General features: G+C 63.0%; 15 protein-coding genes. 13 read left to right on the top strand and 2 right to left on the bottom strand.

Going from position 1 to position 15,858, the window contains the following annotated elements; all coding sequences use genetic code 11:
• Window positions 1–71: 71 nt before the first annotated feature.
• From AB8717_RS18640 to AB8717_RS18620, 5 genes are all read left to right on the top strand, one after another.
• A complete protein-coding gene (locus tag AB8717_RS18640) occupies window positions 72–605 on the top strand; it encodes an SRPBCC family protein (protein ID WP_443748820.1) in 534 nt (177 codons plus the stop codon).
• Window positions 606–641: 36 nt separating this feature from the next.
• Window positions 642–1,124 (top strand): SRPBCC family protein, encoded by a 483-nt coding sequence (locus AB8717_RS18635; protein WP_443748819.1) that lies wholly within the window; start codon window positions 642–644, stop codon window positions 1,122–1,124.
• Window positions 1,125–1,127: 3 nt separating this feature from the next.
• Entirely contained in the window at window positions 1,128–1,652 is a 525-nt protein-coding gene (locus AB8717_RS18630) for an SRPBCC family protein (protein ID WP_443748818.1), read from the top strand.
• A gap of 127 nt (window positions 1,653–1,779) precedes the next feature.
• Window positions 1,780–2,088, top strand: a complete 309-nt coding sequence (locus AB8717_RS18625; RefSeq protein WP_443748817.1) for a hypothetical protein — start codon at window positions 1,780–1,782, stop codon at window positions 2,086–2,088.
• A gap of 52 nt (window positions 2,089–2,140) precedes the next feature.
• Entirely contained in the window at window positions 2,141–2,737 is a 597-nt protein-coding gene (locus AB8717_RS18620; protein ID WP_443748816.1) for a hypothetical protein, read from the top strand.
• 71 nt (window positions 2,738–2,808) lie between these two features.
• On the opposite strand, the gene AB8717_RS18615 is transcribed toward AB8717_RS18620, so the two are convergent.
• A complete protein-coding gene (locus tag AB8717_RS18615; RefSeq protein ID WP_443748815.1) occupies window positions 2,809–3,642 on the bottom strand; it encodes a LytTR family DNA-binding domain-containing protein in 834 nt (277 codons plus the stop codon).
• A gap of 69 nt (window positions 3,643–3,711) precedes the next feature.
• Here AB8717_RS18615 and AB8717_RS18610 point away from each other — a divergent pair, with 69 nt between their 5' ends.
• The 5 genes from AB8717_RS18610 (at window position 3,712) to odhB (ending at window position 11,433) form a co-directional block, all read left to right on the top strand.
• A complete protein-coding gene (locus AB8717_RS18610) occupies window positions 3,712–4,149 on the top strand; it encodes a DUF2306 domain-containing protein (protein WP_443748814.1) in 438 nt (145 codons plus the stop codon).
• Between the two features lie 327 nt (window positions 4,150–4,476).
• Window positions 4,477–5,673 (top strand): ADP-forming succinate--CoA ligase subunit beta, encoded by a 1,197-nt coding sequence (gene sucC, locus AB8717_RS18605; RefSeq protein WP_443748813.1) that lies wholly within the window; start codon window positions 4,477–4,479, stop codon window positions 5,671–5,673.
• Window positions 5,674–5,678: 5 nt separating this feature from the next.
• Window positions 5,679–6,572: a succinate--CoA ligase subunit alpha gene (sucD, locus tag AB8717_RS18600; protein WP_443748812.1), complete on the top strand. Its 894-nt coding sequence runs from the start codon at window positions 5,679–5,681 to the stop codon at window positions 6,570–6,572.
• 293 nt (window positions 6,573–6,865) lie between these two features.
• The gene (locus AB8717_RS18595) at window positions 6,866–9,817 is read left to right on the top strand and encodes a 2-oxoglutarate dehydrogenase E1 component (RefSeq protein ID WP_443748811.1); all 2,952 of its coding nucleotides are present in this window, start codon (window positions 6,866–6,868) and stop codon (window positions 9,815–9,817) included.
• 77 nt (window positions 9,818–9,894) lie between these two features.
• Window positions 9,895–11,433: a 2-oxoglutarate dehydrogenase complex dihydrolipoyllysine-residue succinyltransferase gene (odhB, locus tag AB8717_RS18590; protein ID WP_443748810.1), complete on the top strand. Its 1,539-nt coding sequence runs from the start codon at window positions 9,895–9,897 to the stop codon at window positions 11,431–11,433.
• A 201-nt stretch (window positions 11,434–11,634) separates the two neighbouring features.
• On the opposite strand, the gene AB8717_RS18585 is transcribed toward odhB, so the two are convergent.
• On the bottom strand, window positions 11,635–12,657 hold the full coding sequence (locus AB8717_RS18585; RefSeq protein WP_443748809.1) for a sterol desaturase family protein: 1,023 nt from the start codon (window positions 12,655–12,657) through the stop codon (window positions 11,635–11,637).
• Between the two features lie 147 nt (window positions 12,658–12,804).
• Here AB8717_RS18585 and AB8717_RS18580 point away from each other — a divergent pair, with 147 nt between their 5' ends.
• From AB8717_RS18580 to lpdA, 3 genes are all read left to right on the top strand, one after another.
• The gene (locus tag AB8717_RS18580; protein WP_443748808.1) at window positions 12,805–13,641 is read left to right on the top strand and encodes a hypothetical protein; all 837 of its coding nucleotides are present in this window, start codon (window positions 12,805–12,807) and stop codon (window positions 13,639–13,641) included.
• A gap of 98 nt (window positions 13,642–13,739) precedes the next feature.
• The gene (locus tag AB8717_RS18575; protein WP_443748807.1) at window positions 13,740–14,285 is read left to right on the top strand and encodes a hypothetical protein; all 546 of its coding nucleotides are present in this window, start codon (window positions 13,740–13,742) and stop codon (window positions 14,283–14,285) included.
• A 116-nt stretch (window positions 14,286–14,401) separates the two neighbouring features.
• Window positions 14,402–15,811 carry a dihydrolipoyl dehydrogenase gene (gene lpdA, locus AB8717_RS18570; protein ID WP_443748806.1) on the top strand — a complete coding sequence of 470 codons (1,410 nt, stop codon included), beginning with the start codon at window positions 14,402–14,404 and terminating at the stop codon, window positions 15,809–15,811.
• Window positions 15,812–15,858 lie beyond the last annotated feature (47 nt).

Below are 15,858 nucleotides of genomic sequence, written 5' to 3'. Positions count from 1 at the left end.
GCGCTTTCCGATTTCCCCGGCGTGTTTTAGCGTAACCCCGTTCGCCGACAACGACTCAACGGGGAGACAACATGTCGAACATCGTACTGGTCCTTTGCATCATCCTGATCGCGTTCCTGGTCTACGTTTCGACGCGACCGAACACGTTCACCATCAAGCGGCGCATCGTCATCAAGGCGAAGCCCGAAGCCATCTATCCGCTGTTGACCGACTTCCATGCCAATGGCTGGGGCAAGTGGTCGCCGTGGGAAGACATGGATCCCGAACTGAAGCGCACCTATACGGGCGCGCAGGACGGGGTCGGCGCCATTTACGAATGGGAAGGCAATAACAAGGTCGGCGCCGGCCGGATGGAAATCCAGCACGCCGATGCCCCGATGAGCGTCGACATCCGCCTCGATTTCATGCGGCCGATGAAGGCGACGAACGCCACCGAGTTCCGCATTATCGACGAAGGCAATGAAAGCATGGTGACCTGGTGCATGCACGGGCCGCTCAGCTTCGTCGCCAAGCTCTTCCACATGTTCATGGACATGGACAAAATGGTCGGCGCCGACTTCGAACGCGGGCTGACGAAACTCAAGGCGCTGGCCGAGGCGAAATAGGATCGCGGTTGGCGGCGTCGTCACAAGGGACTGAAAATGACCCAACGCACCGCCAACCACCACACCTTCGTCATCGAGCGCGAGTTTCCCTACGCGCCGTCGCTCGTCTTCTTCGCCTACTCCAATCCGGACGCCAAAAAGGCATGGTTTTCCGGCCCGCCCGACTGGGTGGCCGGCCCCTCCAGCTTCGACTTTTCCGTCGGCGGGCGCGAAACCAGCGCCGGCGGACCCAAGGGCGGGCCGATGCACATCTATAACGGCACCTATCTCGAAATCGTGCCGAATGAGCGCATCATCAACGCCTTTTCCATGCACCAGGACGAAACCATCCTGACGGCTTCGGTCGGCACGACCGAACTGCGCGCCGGCGGCGAAGGCACCAGGGTGAAATATACCGAGCAGATCGTCTTTCTCGATGGGTCGGACCACCTGGCCGGACGGATTCAGGGCACCGAGGCTATGTTTCAGCTCATGGCCGACTATATGAACAAGACGTATGGGGCGCGGGCAGGAGATTAGATCATGTTCGATACTGATGTCGCCAAAACGGGCCTTTCGATCGTCCTCACCCGCGTTTTCAACGCGCCGGTCGCCGCCGTCTGGAGCGCCTGGACGGCGCCCGACGCCATGGCGAAGTGGTGGGGACCGCATGGCATGACGGCCTCAGCGACGCTCGATGTCCGTTCGGGCGGCGCGTTCGCGGTCACCATGCACGCCGCCGACGGCACCGACTATCCGCTGACCGGCGAATATCTCGATGTCGTCGAGAACCGCTATCTGGTCATGGAGATGCACCTCGACGACCACCCCGCCAGCTGGCACGACTATCTTGCCGAAGAGGTCACCAAGGCCGGCGGCGCCGAAGACGTGCCGCCGTCCCTGACGGTGGTGACGCGCGTGACCTTCGAGGCGCAAGGGGCCGGCCAGACCCGGCTTACGGTCGAACAGGTCTATGCCAGCGCAGCCGACCGCGATGCCTTCGAGGCTACGGGCAGCGTCCAGGGATGGAGCCAGAGCTTCGAGAAGCTCGACAGGGTGCTGGCGTAACGGTCACGGCCTGTCACGGCCTGTCACGGTTTGCGGGGGCGGGGATGCCGCCCTTGTGACCGCTGCTTTATTTGCCAGATGCCGTTTCCGGTGAGACCATAAGGTTCACAGACACGGAGATCTGCCCATGTCCATCAACGTATTCAACGCCGAAGCCCGCCACGACTACCTGTCGCAACAGGTATCCCGCCTCAGGGAGACCACCGGCGAAATGGATGTTCGCCTGGGACTGCAGAAGCTGATCGAGGATGTCAGTTCGCTGAAATTCGGCGACGACGACCGCGCAGCCTTGGGCCGATATGTCGGCCGCATCACCGCAATGGTGCGCACCGGAGAACTGGATGAACGCACCGCAAAGGTCGATCTCAACAAGGTTTTGATGGCCGCCGCCGCCAACAGCCCGGACGTTTTGCATTACATTCACATGGAAGCTTAGACGTTTCCGGAATTTATGATATCCTCCCCGGCAAAACGTAGGGGGGCCTGGAATGAAATACCCCGTCTTCTGTCTCGCTGCCGTGGGAATACTTGGGCTCGGCGGCTGTTCCATCGATACGGTGACCACGGCCTGGCATTGGCGCGACTTTGCCGGCACGCCTGACGCTGCACACTTCAAACCCCTGCACGACGATTTGACCGGCTGCCGCACGGCGGACTGTTCGCAGGGCGAATGGGTCGCCGACAAGGACGTCGAGGCGCTGGTGGATCGGGTGAAGGCGCGTAACCGGCTGGCCCTCCAGGTCGCCATGGCCGGTTATTCACTAACCCGCGACCATGGGTTGGCGACGAAGCATCTCGACGCCGCCGTCAGCAATATGGCGCAGACCGATGCCAAGGCCTTCCTGTCGGCGGCTGCAGCGGAAAAGGCCACTCGCTCCGATTTCGTGTCGCAGTTCGGCAGCCAGTTGAGCGACGACTATGACGGTCAGTATCAGGCTCTGGTCGCTCGACGCGCGGCGATTTCCGCCGTTGCCGATCCGGCGCTTGAGGCCACCAAGGCGGCTTACATTGTCATTCTGGACAAGGCGATCGCCGAGGCGGAGAAAAGCCGTATCGCTTTGCCCGCGCCGCAGCCTGTTCCCTAGAGCATGCTCTACGTTTTTGCCTGGTCGCGCAATCTATCCGAAAAGGGCTGCACACTTTATCGGATTGCGTTCTAAAACCAGCCGCTGTCCCGTAAAGGCTTCGCATATGACCGGCTGACGGGCACCGAAACCTCGCCCGGCAGGAAGAGAGTCACGCGGCCATCGCTGCGTCGGACATCACGCACGGCGTCCTTGGCCACCCACCACGAACGGTGGGTTTGCGAACCCTCGATTCCTTCCAGTTCGCGGATAGCGTCGTACAGCCGCATCAGCACCAGGGTCTCGCCGGCCGAGCTGTATATTCTGAGATAATGATCCTCCGCCGACAGGGCATGAATATCGGCCTGGCGGAACCTGAACGGCAGGCGTTCGCGGAACGCGCCGGCCGGCGTCTGCGCTGTCTGTTCTGGCGCAAAGACGTGGCTCTGCTTCGGCTCGCGGCGCAGGATGTATTGCAGGGTGCACATGGCGGCGGTGACGATGGCGACGGGCGCGATATGGCCGAAAAGGCCGGCCAGGGTCAGCGTGCGGTGGGCGTAGGCCGTCGTGATCAGCCAAACCTCGAGCGTCAGGCCCGGCAGCGACAAGAAGAACTGCACGATGGCTTCGGGCAGGGGCTCGAGCTTGAAGAGGCGGTCCATGAGGAGCGTGACCGCCTGGACGATGACGCAGCCCGCCAGCATGACCGACAGCCAGTAGGCCATGCGCGTCAAGGGCGGGAAGATGTCGGTGCCGAAGGCGGCCGCCAGGCTCATCAGCAGGGCAAGGGCCGAGGCCGTGGTGTAGACGCGCAGCCATTGCCGTTCGCCCCACGGGGCGGTGATCCGCGCGATCAGGCCTGCAACTGGCGAAGCGTGAACGGCAGGCGCCGTCGTTTCACGAATATCCCCGTCCTGTTCACGCATGCGATCCGACATCCCCGGCTGGCCGTGTTTCTTATCGGTCAATTCCCGCCGCAAAGAAAGACTTTCGCCATGTCGTTCCTCGATCATTTCGCCCATCCGCACCTGCCCAACCTGGCGCCCGCCATGCACGTGTCGCCGGTCATCCAGATCCACCTGCTGGCTGCGCTCATGGCCTTTGTCATCGCCACGATCCAGATATTCGGGCCGAAGGGTACGGGACTTCACCGGACGCTGGGCTGGATCTGGGTCGTCCTGATGTTCACGGTCGCCGGATCGAGCCTGTTCATCCATTTGATCAATCCGCACGGCCCCGGCGGCTTCAGCTTCATCCATATCCTGTCCGGCCTGGTGCTGGTCATGCTGCCGCTGATGGTCTACGCGGCGCGCCGCCATAATGTGAACCTGCACCGGCGTATCGCCACCAACCTGTATGTCGGCGCGCTGATCATCGCCGGCGTCTTCACCTTCCTGCCGGGCCGGCTGATGTGGCAGATGTTTTTTGGTTAAGACGTACCCGATCCTGTCCGCCGATTGTCCTGCATAAGCGTTTGGAAGGTTTGGAAAACATCGCAGCGCAGCATGGGCGGAGGCCGTCCATGCTGACAGCGTTGTCCGTAAAGCGTGTTTCCGTTAGCGCTACCATTTATTGTTTTGTAAGGACTTGCCTGTATGGCGTTTTGCGCAGCCAGACTCAATTTTATGTGATTGGGCGGTTGCGTAAAGAAGAGGCGGTCTTTATAAAGCCGCTCGTTCGCAGGGGCGGACGCGACGGTCCGCGCCATTCTGCCATTTCCCGCGCCCATTTCCTGGGCGGGGCCATTCAAGACCGGTTCCATGAACATTCACGAGCATCAAGCCAAGGCCGTCCTCAAGGAGTTCGGCGTAGCCGTCCCGCGCGGTTTCGCTGCCTTTTCGCCGGACGAGGCCTTCAAGGCCGCCAAAGAGCTGAAAGATACCAAGGTCTGGGTCGTCAAGTCCCAGATCCACGCCGGCGGCCGCGGCAAGGGCCGCTTCGAAGGCCTGGGCCCCGACTCCAAGGGCGGCGTCCGCGTCGTCAAGTCGCCGGAAGACGTCAAGGCGAATGCCGACGAAATGCTCGGCCGCGTCCTGGTGACCCACCAGACGGGCCCCAAGGGCAAGCAGGTCAACCGCCTGTACATCGAAGAAGGCGCCGACATCCGTCGTGAGCTTTACCTCTCGCTGCTGGTCGACCGCGTCTCGTCGCGCGTCTCGATCGTCGCCTCGACCGAAGGCGGCATGGACATCGAAGACGTGGCGCACAACACGCCCGAAAAGATCCATACCTTCACCATCGATCCGGCCACGGGCGTCTTCCCGACGCACGGCCGCGCGCTGGCCAAGGCGCTGAACCTGTCGGGCGATCTCGCCAAGCAGGGCGCCAAGCTGCTGTCCCAACTGTACGCGGCGTTCAACGCCAAGGACATGGACATGCTGGAAATCAACCCGCTGATCGTCACCGGCGACGACCGCCTGATCGTGCTCGACGCCAAGGTGTCGTTCGACGGCAACGCGCTGTTCCGCCACCCGGACATCGTTGAGCTGCGCGACGTCACCGAAGAAGACGAGAAGGAAATCGAAGCCTCGAAGTTCGATCTGTCCTACATCGCGCTCGACGGCGAAATCGGCTGCATGGTCAACGGCGCCGGCCTGGCCATGGCCACGCTCGACATCATCAAGCTCTATGGTTCGGAGCCCGCCAACTTCCTCGACGTCGGCGGCGGCGCCACGACCGAAAAGGTGACGGCGGCGTTCAAGATCATCACCTCGGACCCCAAGGTGAAGGGCATCCTCGTCAACATCTTCGGCGGCATCATGAAGTGCGACATCATCGCGCAAGGCGTGATCGCGGCGGTCAAGGAAGTGGGCCTGAAGGTTCCGCTGGTCGTCCGCCTGGAAGGCACGAACGTCGATCTCGGCAAGAAGATCATCAATGAAAGCGGCCTCAACGTCATCGCCGCCGACGACCTGGCCGATGCCGCGGCCAAGATCGTCAAGGCCGTGAAGGGTTAAGCGTTATGTCCGTTCTCATTAACTCCGAAACCAAGGTCATCTGCCAGGGCCTCACCGGCTCGCAGGGCACCTTCCACACGCAGCAAGCCATCGCCTACGGCACCAAGATGGTCGGCGGCGTCACGCCCGGCAAGGGCGGCCAGGTTCACGCCGACACCAACCTGCCGGTGTACGACACCGTCGGCGAGGCTAGAGAAGCCACCGGCGCCACGGCGACCGCCATCTACGTCCCGCCCCCCTTCGCGGCCGACGCCATCCTTGAGGCCATCGAGGCCGAGATGGAACTGATCGTCTGCATCACCGAAGGCATTCCGGTGCTCGACATGGTCAAGGTGAAGCGCGCCCTGTCGGGTTCCAAGTCGCGCCTGATCGGTCCGAACTGCCCGGGCGTGCTGACGCCCAACCAGTGCAAGATCGGCATCATGCCGGGCAATATCTTCTCGGCCGGTTCGGTGGGCGTTGTTTCGCGCTCCGGAACGCTTACCTATGAAGCCGTGTTCCAGACCACCAATGCGGGCCTCGGTCAAACGACCGCCGTCGGCATCGGCGGCGACCCCGTCAAGGGCACCGAGTTCATCGACGTGCTCGAGATGTTCCTGGCCGACGAAGCCACCAAGTCGATCATCATGATCGGCGAAATCGGCGGCTCGGCCGAAGAAGACGCGGCGCAGTTCCTGCGCGACGAAGCCAAGCGCGGCCGCAAGAAGCCGATGGCCGGCTTCATCGCGGGCCGTACGGCGCCTCCGGGCCGCCGCATGGGCCATGCCGGCGCCATCATTTCGGGCGGCAAGGGCGGTGCGGAAGACAAGATCGCGGCCATGGAAGCGGCGGGCATCAAGGTGGCTCCGTCTCCGGCGGCGCTCGGCGAAACCCTGCTCAGCGTGCTGAAGGGTCTCTAAACCGGCCGCGCAATTCATTGGATTGCGTTTTAGTCGGACAATTTGCTCGAAGGCCGGAAGATTAACCCTTTTCCGACTAAACAGAGCGGCAAAAAGAGAGTATGCGTAACCCTGCGCGGTGCGCGGACCGGATAAACCGCCGGTCCGCGACATGCACTTCGCAGGGGCAACTTCGGAGCGGTGTCGTGATTGGCCGCTTCACGTTGAAATCGCGGCGGTGTCCCATGACGGACATCAACGCACATATAGTGGAAAGGCAGGCGGTGTCGTAATTGGCCGTCTGGACAGGAAACATGGCGGACGATTCCAGCCGGCTCAACCAGGTCTTCGCGGAGACCTCGTTCCTCTATGGCACCAATGCGGTGTACATCGAGATGATGCAGGAGAAGTGGGCAGCTGACCCCAACTCCGTGCCCCCTGAATGGCGGGCCTTCTTCGATCAGCTCCTCGATCGTCCCGACACTGTAAAGGCCAATGCGGCGACCGGCCAGTGGGCCAAGCCCGCACCCGCGCCGCGCGACGACCTGATCTCGGCCATGGACGGCATGTGGCCGGCCGTCGCCGCCAAGGTCGAAAAGGGCATCCAGCAACGCAATCCGCAGGCATCGGTCGCCGACACCCAGTCGGCCGCGCGCGACTCCATCCGCGCCCTGATGCTGATCCGCGCCTTCCGTATCCGCGGCCACCTGCAATCGAACCTCGACCCGCTGGGTATCGAGCCTCCCATCCAGAACCCCGAGCTGACGCCGGAATACTGGGGCTTCGCCGAAGCCGACATGGACCGTCCGATCTTCATCGACGGCGTGCTGGGCCTTGAGACCGCCTCGCTTCGCGAAATCCTGGCCATCGTGCGCCGCACCTACTGCGGCAATATCGGCGTCCAGTACATGCACATCGCCGATCCGCAGGAAAAGGCGTGGGTGCAGGAACGCATCGAAGGCCGCGACAAGGAAATCACCTTCACCAAGGAAGGCAAGATCGCCATCCTGAAGAAGCTGATCGAAACCGAAGGCTTCGAACGCTTCTGCCACCGCCGTTTCCCAGGCACCAAGCGCTTCGGCCTCGACGGCGGCGAAGCCATGATCCCGGCGCTGGAACAGATCATCAAGCGCGGCGGCCACCTGGGTATCAAGGACATCATCTTCGGCATGGCCCACCGCGGCCGCCTGAACGTGCTGGCCGGCGTCATGGGCAAGCCCTACCGCGCCATCTTCCACGAATTCCAGGGCGGTTCGTCCCTGCCGTCGGACATCGAAGGGTCGTCCGACGTGAAGTACCACATGGGCGCCTCGTCGGACCGCGCGTTCGACGGCAACAATGTCCACCTGTCGCTGACCGCCAACCCGTCGCACCTGGAAATCGTCAACCCGGTCGTGCTGGGCAAGACGCGCGCCAAGCAGTCCTTCCAGAACAAGGGCAAGGTCGAGGCGCCCGACCGTTCGGGCGCCGTCGGCCTGCTGATCCACGGCGACGCCGCCTTCGCGGGCCAGGGCGTCGGCATGGAATGCCTGGCGCTGATGGGCCTCAAGGGCTATCGCACCGGCGGCACGATCCACTTCGTCATCAACAACCAGATCGGCTTTACGACGGCGCCGCGCTTCTCGCGTTCGTCGCCGTATCCTTCGGACGTCGCGCTGATGGCGCAGGCGCCGATCCTGCACTGTAACGGTGACGATCCGGAAGCCGTTGTGTTCGCCGCCAAGATGGCGACCGAGTTCCGCCAGAAGTTCGCCAAGGACGTCGTGGTCGACATGTTCTGCTATCGCCGCTTCGGTCACAACGAAGGCGACGATCCTACCTTCACGCAGCCGATCATGTACGCCAAGATCAAGGACCATCCGTCGACGCGCGAACTGTATGCCGCGCGCCTGATCAAGGAAGGCGTGCTGACCCAGGCCGAGGCCGACGGCTTCGTCGCCGACTTCGACAAGTTCCTCGATTCCGAATTCGACGCCGGCAAGGCCTATAAGGCCACCAAGGCCGACTGGCTGGACGGCAAGTGGCAGGGTCTTGGCCTGCCCGAGGAAGACGAGCGCCGCGGCACGACCAGCGTTCCGCGCGCCAAGCTTCAGGATCTCGGCCGCAAGATCACCACGATTCCGAACGAGATCGACGCCCACAAAACGCTTCGCCGCGTCATCGACGCGCGCCGTGCGGCGATCGAATCCGGCGAAGGCCTCGACTGGGCGACGGCAGAGGCCCTGGCTTTCTGCTCGCTGCTCGACGAAGGCTTCCCGGTCCGCCTGTCGGGGCAGGACTCGATCCGCGGCACCTTCTCGCAGCGCCATTCCGGCTTCGTCGACCAGACGACCGAAGAACGCTATTTCCCGTTCAACCACCTGCGCGACGGCCAGGCCCAGTACGAAGGCATCGACTCGGCCCTGTCCGAAGAAGCGGTGCTGGGCTACGAGTATGGCTACAGCCTCGCCGACCCGAACAGCCTCGTCCTGTGGGAAGGCCAGTTCGGCGACTTCGTCAACGGCGCCCAGGTCATCATCGACCAGTTCATCTCGTCGGGTGAACGCAAGTGGCTGCGCATGTCGGGCCTGGTGATGCTGCTGCCGCACGGCTACGAAGGCCAGGGTCCGGAACACTCCTCGGCCCGCCTCGAGCGCTTCCTGCAGATGTGCGCCGAAGACAATATGCAGGTCGCCAACTGCACGACGCCGTCCAACTACTTCCACATCCTGCGCCGTCAGATCCACCGGCCGTTCCGCAAGCCGCTGATCCTGATGACGCCGAAGTCGCTGCTGCGTCACAAGAAGGCCGTCTCGTCGCTGTCGGAAATCGCCGAAGGTTCGTCCTTCCACCGCGTCTTGCACGACGATGCCGAGCGCAAGCCCGAGGTCGCCGGCGTGCAACTGGTGGCCGACGACAAGATCCGCCGCGTCATCCTGTGCTCGGGCAAGGTCTATTACGACCTGCTCGACGACCGCGAAAAGAAGGGCATCAAGGACGTCTACCTGATGCGTCTCGAGCAGTTCTATCCGTGGCCGATGAAGTCGCTGATGACCGAGCTTGGCCGCTTCAAGAACGCCGAACTGGTCTGGTGCCAGGAAGAGCCGAAGAACATGGGCGGCTGGACCTTCGTCGAGCCGTGGCTTGAGCTGACGCTCGACAAGCTGAAGATCAAGGCCAAGCGCGCCCGCTATGTCGGCCGCCCGGCCTCGGCTTCCACCGCAGCGGGTCAGATGAGCCGCCACCTCAAAGAACTCGAAACGTTCCTGAATGAGGCGTTCGCGTAAACGCGAACGCCATTGGCCTGAACCCGCTTGGCGCATCCGCGCATCACACAGAATTCAAAGACTCGGAGCCTATCCTTATGGCTGATATCCTCACTCCCGTCCTGGGCGAATCCGTAACCGAAGCCACCATCGCCAGCTGGAAGAAGAAGTCCGGCGAAACTGTCAAGAAGGACGAAGTGCTCGTCGAGCTCGAAACCGACAAGGTCTCGCTCGAAGTCGCCGCGCCCGCCGACGGCGTGCTGCAAATCCTCGTCGGCGAAGGCGAGACCGTGACCCCGGGTACCAAGCTCGGCACCGTCGGCGGTGCCGGCGCTGCCGCTGCGCCTGCGGCACCCGCTGCCGCTGCCGCGGCGCCTGCTCCGCAAGCTTCAGCGCCGGCGCCTTCGGCCGGTGGCGCGGCCCTGCTCGACGTCAAGACGCCGGTCATGGGCGAAAGCGTTGCCGAAGGCACGATTTCGACCTGGCACAAGAAGAAGGGCGACGCCGTCAAGAAGGACGAAGTCCTGGTCGAGATCGAGACCGACAAGGTCGCGGTCGAGGTCTCTTCGCCCGCCGACGGCACCCTGGCCGACATCATCGCCGGCAACGGTGCGACCGTGACGCCGGGCCAGGTCATCGCCAAGATATCGACCGACGGTTCGGTTGCGGCTTCGGCCCCGGCCGCAGCGCCTGCGCCCGCCGCCGCTCCGGCTCCGGCTGCCGCTGCCGCCCCCGCCGGTTCGAACCCGAACCTGTCGCCGTCGGTGCAGCGCATCGTCGCCGAAAACAACCTGAACCCGTCGTCCATCCCGGGCTCGGGCAAGGACGGCCGCATCACCAAGGGCGACGCTCTTGCCGCCCTGTCGGGTGGTGCGCCTGCCCCGGTTGCCAGCGCACCGGTTCCGGCCGCCGCGCCCGCCGCGCCGCGCCCGACGGGCCCGCGCGAAGACCGCGTGAAGATGACGCGCCTGCGCCAGACCATCGCGCGCCGCCTGAAGGAATCGCAGAACACCGCCGCCCAGCTGACGACGTTCAACGAAGTCGACATGACGGCGATCATGACCATGCGCAACGCCTACAAGGACGTCTTCGAAAAGCGTCACGGCGTGAAGCTGGGCTTCATGTCCTTCTTCGCCAAGGCCGTCGTCGCGGCGCTGAAGGACATCCCGGCGGTCAATGCCGAGATCGAAGGCCAGGACATCATCTACAAGAACCACTACGACCTGGGCGTCGCCGTCGGCACCGACAAGGGCCTGGTCGTTCCGGTCCTGCGCGACGTCGACCAGCTGTCGCTGGCCGGCATCGAAAAGGGCATTGCCGCGCTCGGCAAACAGGCGCGCGACGGTACGCTGTCGATCGACCAGCTGCAGGGCGGCACCTTCACCATCACCAACGGCGGCATCTACGGCTCGCTGATGTCGACGCCGATCCTCAACATGCCGCAGGTCGGTATCCTGGGGATGCACTCGATCAAGGAGCGCCCGATGGCAGTCAACGGTCAGGTCGTCATCCGCCCGATGATGTACCTGGCGCTCAGCTACGACCACCGTATCGTCGACGGCAAGGAAGCCGTGACCTTCCTGGTCCGCGTCAAGGAAGGCCTGGAAGACCCGCAGCGCTTCGTGCTCGACGTCTAAGCCCGGTCACAGACCAAAACGAAAAGCCCCGCAGGCAACTGCGGGGCTTTTCTCATTTCCCTTTCTTGTACCTCCCCGTCGCGAAGCGATGGGGAGGGGGACCGCCCGTAGCGTTAGCGAAGGGTGGTGGTGGGGTTTCTTCTTTCTTTCCCAGACACCGCTGTCTCAAAGAAAGTAAGAAACCCCACCACCACATCTCCTTCACCATTGCTTCCGCAATGGTTCAGTCGTGCGGTCCCCCTCCCCATTTTCTTCGAAAACGGGGAGGTGTAAGCGACGCGGCCACACCGCCCGAAACGCTAGTAAGAACGGATACAACAAGGTTCCCGTCGCGCTATGCGGGTCCTCCTCTGCCACCGTGCCGAACGTCAATCGTGCCTTCGGGTCGGGCATCTGCAAGGTCCCGAACATCCAGTCCCATACCGCCAGGCACGAACCGAGATTACAGTCGTAATGCCTGGGGTCGGCGGAATGGTGGATATGGTGGTGCGCCGGACTGAAGACGACGTGCCCCAGCCAGCCGGTAAAGGCGATGCGGATATGCGAATGCTGGAGGTGGATGGTCGTATAAAGGAAGGCGACCAGAACGATATTGGTGCCGGCGATCGCCAGTTCGGACACATGCGCGCCAAGCCCATAATGCACAACGCCTTCCGCCACGCCGATGATGACGGCGCTGATATTGGCAAAGATCAGGTTATCGACCGGATGGGTGCGGTACGAGGTCAGGGGTGTCAGGACCTCGGCCGTATGGTGCACGCGGTGGAACGGCCATAGCCAGCTGACGCGGTGCTTGAGATAGTGGTCGAGCCAGTACGAAAAATCGTAACCAAGGAAGCCGGTCACCGTCAGCACGCCGCACGCCAGCCAGGCGGGTGCGCCGACTGCCGACGGTCCGAACGTTCCGTTCAAACCGCTTTCGACCATGTGTTCGATGCCGCGCGCCGAGACCAGGCCCCAGCCGATGAGCAGCGACATGCCGGTAATGCTGAGTACGAACAGGCCGATATCGGCGCGCGTCGAGGCGTGTTTCCAGATGCGCGACGGGAATAGCGCCCGCGCCAGGACCTTCAGCTGCAAGGGCGTCCGGCGCTTGCGGCGCACACCCAGCCAGGCCGCCGAGATGATCAGGGCCGACGCCAGCGAAATCAGCGAAAAGGTCGATCCCGCGTCGATGAAGACGTGCTGCAGAAGACGGGTCAGGCGGTCGAGCGCGGGGGACATGCGCCATTGCTACCACAGTGGCCTTACAACCCATTTAACCGGCGGCATGAACCGAGATTTTTCGTGACGGCGGCCCCGGCCCAAGTTACTATTTCAAAAATAATTATTATACAGGGATATCCGATGATTGTTCGCAGGGCTTTGGCCGTGGCCGCACTGGTTGCGGTAGCATTTTCCACCAGCGCGCATGCCGAGCGTCACAGGTCGACCGATAATATTTCGTCGTTCGAGACCGAGGACGCCATAAAGGGCAAGGTCTACATCGAAGCCGCCATGACCACGCCGATGATGGATCTGCTGAAGAAGGCCGACGTCACCAACCCCACGGCCATGCTGGAATACGGTCTGGCCCTGGAACTTGGCCGTCCGTCGGTGTCGTCGCAGTTGTCGCAGGCCGACCGGGATAAGCTGAAGCGTGGCTTCCGTGAGATGCTGGACCTGTATCTCAACTCCGGCGACACGTTCGGCCAGGTAACCTTCAAGGAAGACTCGATGCTCGACCTTCCAGAATTCTGGATCCTGCTGGCCGAGCATATCGGCCGCCCCAAGCAGCACATCGACGCCAGCAGCGTCTCGCAACTCACCCAGGGCGGCGGTACGGACACCGCCAGCATGGTCTTCATTCCGGATACCTCCGACCAGGACCAGGAATTCAACCTGAACAACGAACTGGTCCTGCCGCGCAAGGTCGTCTACGCCGCCGATGCCTGCGCGGAATCGGCGATGGGATTTTCGCGTATGGCGAAGATTCAGAAGCTCGATCCGTCCGCGACCAAGGTCACCGCCGAACAATTCAAGCAGGCGCGTGAAATGGCGGTCAGGAACTACCGTGCCGCCTATCTCGAAGGCACCCAGGCGTGTGGCGACAAGCCGTACTTTCAAAAGGTAGCGGACTTCGCGGCGCAAAATCTGGGGCATCTCGGCGAACTCAAGGAAGATCCCAACGCGCAGCTGGCCGATCTCAACAGCGCGCCCACGCAGTAGGCGCCTATGGCCAAGGGCCGCGTTTTCGGATAGAAAAGGTTAACGCGGCCAGACGCCTTTGGCTGGGGATGGGCTGGGGATGGGCTGGGGATGGGGTCATGAAATATCTGCGCTGGTTCCTGATGGTGCTCACGGTGGCCTACGCCCTGTGGATCGCCTTTCCGGTGGCCAAGGCTTTCCTGTTCCCGACGGACATGGGCGGATCGGTGCCGACGATGAGCGCCGACCGCAACGATTTCAATGCGTCCGGCAACACGCCGATGGATGGTGACGCCGGCGCGCCACTCGATTCCATCCAGGGCGATACGGCGGTCGACGCCATCGCTACGCACAATACGCCGGTTATCGCCCTGTGGGGCGCGGTGATCTTCCTGTACGTCGCGGCGGCGCTTTTGCACGCCAACGGCAATATCCGGGCGGCGATGGTCTACGGCCTCGGCTTTGTCGCCGACCTGATCCTGACCTACCTGACCAACGGCAGTTCCGGCGGCAGCTTGCAGGACAAGCTGTTCAACATCCTGTCGGGCTGGGACCCGCGCTACGTCCTGACCCTGGTGGCGCTGGTGCTGGGATTTCTCGTCTACATGTCGCGCGACCAGAAGCGCTGGAAAGCGTTGCGCGCGGTAACTGCCGAAGCCGAGTAGTCGCGTCTGCGATCACTCGAGATTCTTTGCGTTCAAAGCCCTATTTGACTTGACCTTGCGGCGTCAGGAACTTACCTGCTGCCCACAAACTTCCTAAATGCCAAGGGATATGCATTATGGCCGACGACCTGAATTTCGACGTGGTGATCATTGGCGGCGGACCGGGCGGCTATAATGCCGCCATTCGCGCCGGGCAACTGGGTCTCAAGACGGCCATTGTCGAAATGCGCGGCGTGCTGGGCGGCACCTGCCTTAACGTCGGCTGCATGCCGTCCAAGGCGCTGCTGCACGCTTCGGAACTGTTCGAAGCCACCACGCACGAATTCGCCTCGATCGGCATCGAGGTGCCGGCGCCCAAGCTGAACCTCGTCCAGATGATGAAGGCCAAGCAGGACAGCGTCACCGCCCTGACCAAGGGCGTCGAATTCCTCATGAAGAAGAACAAGGTCCAGTATTTTGTCGGCCGCGGCACGATCGCCGGCGCCGGCAAGGTCACCGTGTCGGGCAATGACGGCTCGACCCAGACCCTGACCGCCAAAAACATCGTCATCGCCACGGGTTCGGAACCGACCCCGCTGCCGGGCGTCGATATCGACCAGAAGTCGGTCGTCGACTCGACCGGCGCCCTGTCGCTGCCGGCCGTGCCGAAGTCGCTGGTCGTCGTCGGCGCCGGCATCATCGGGCTGGAACTCGGTTCGGTGTGGCGCCGCCTGGGCGCCCAGGTCACCGTCGTCGAATTCCTCGACCGCATCACGCCGGGCATGGATACCGAAGTCGCGACCGCCTTCCGCAAGGCGCTGGAAAAGCAGGGCATCGCCTTCAAGCTCGGCACCAAGGTGACCTCGGCCAAGACGGGCGGCAAGGGCGTCGATCTGACGCTGGAACCGGCGGCCGGCGGCGCGCAGGAAAAACTCAATGCCGACGTCGTGCTGGTCGCCATCGGCCGCCGTCCGTTCACCAAGGGTCTGGGCCTGGAAACCGTCGGCGTGTCGACCGACGCGCGCGGCTTTATTCCGACCAGCCACTTCAAGACCGCCGCCCCGGGCGTCTGGGCGATCGGCGACGTCATCACCGGCCCGATGCTGGCGCACAAGGCGGAAGAAGACGCTGTCGCCTGTATCGAACTGATCGCCGGCAAGGCGGGTCACGTCGATTACAACCTGGTGCCGTCGGTCGTCTATACCGCTCCGGAAGTGGCCTGGGTCGGTCAGACCGAAGAGCAGCTCAAGGCCGCCGGCGTGCAGTACAAGACGGGCAAGTTCCCCTTCACCGCCAACAGCCGCGCCAAGATCAACCACGAGACCGAAGGCTTCGTGAAATTCCTGGCCGACGCCAAGACCGACAAGGTCCTGGGCGTGCACATGATGGGCCCGCAGGTCGGTGAAATGATCGGCGAAGCCTGCGTGCTGATGGCCTTCGGCGGCGCTTCGGAAGACGTGGCGCGCACCTGCCACCCGCACCCGACGCGTTCGGAAGCCGTCCGTCAGGCGGCCATGGGCGTCGAAAACTGGACCATGCAGGCGTAATACGCTTCAGGCTGAAAGTCCGATATCGCGAAGACCTTCCTCGGGGC

Origin of the sequence: Asticcacaulis solisilvae, assembly GCF_052327315.1 — a bacterium.
GTDB classification, from domain to species: Bacteria; Pseudomonadota; Alphaproteobacteria; order Caulobacterales; family Caulobacteraceae; genus Asticcacaulis; species Asticcacaulis solisilvae_B.
The sequence above is the reverse complement of the archived record's forward strand: the minus strand, read 5'-3'. Positions and strand labels throughout refer to the sequence as shown.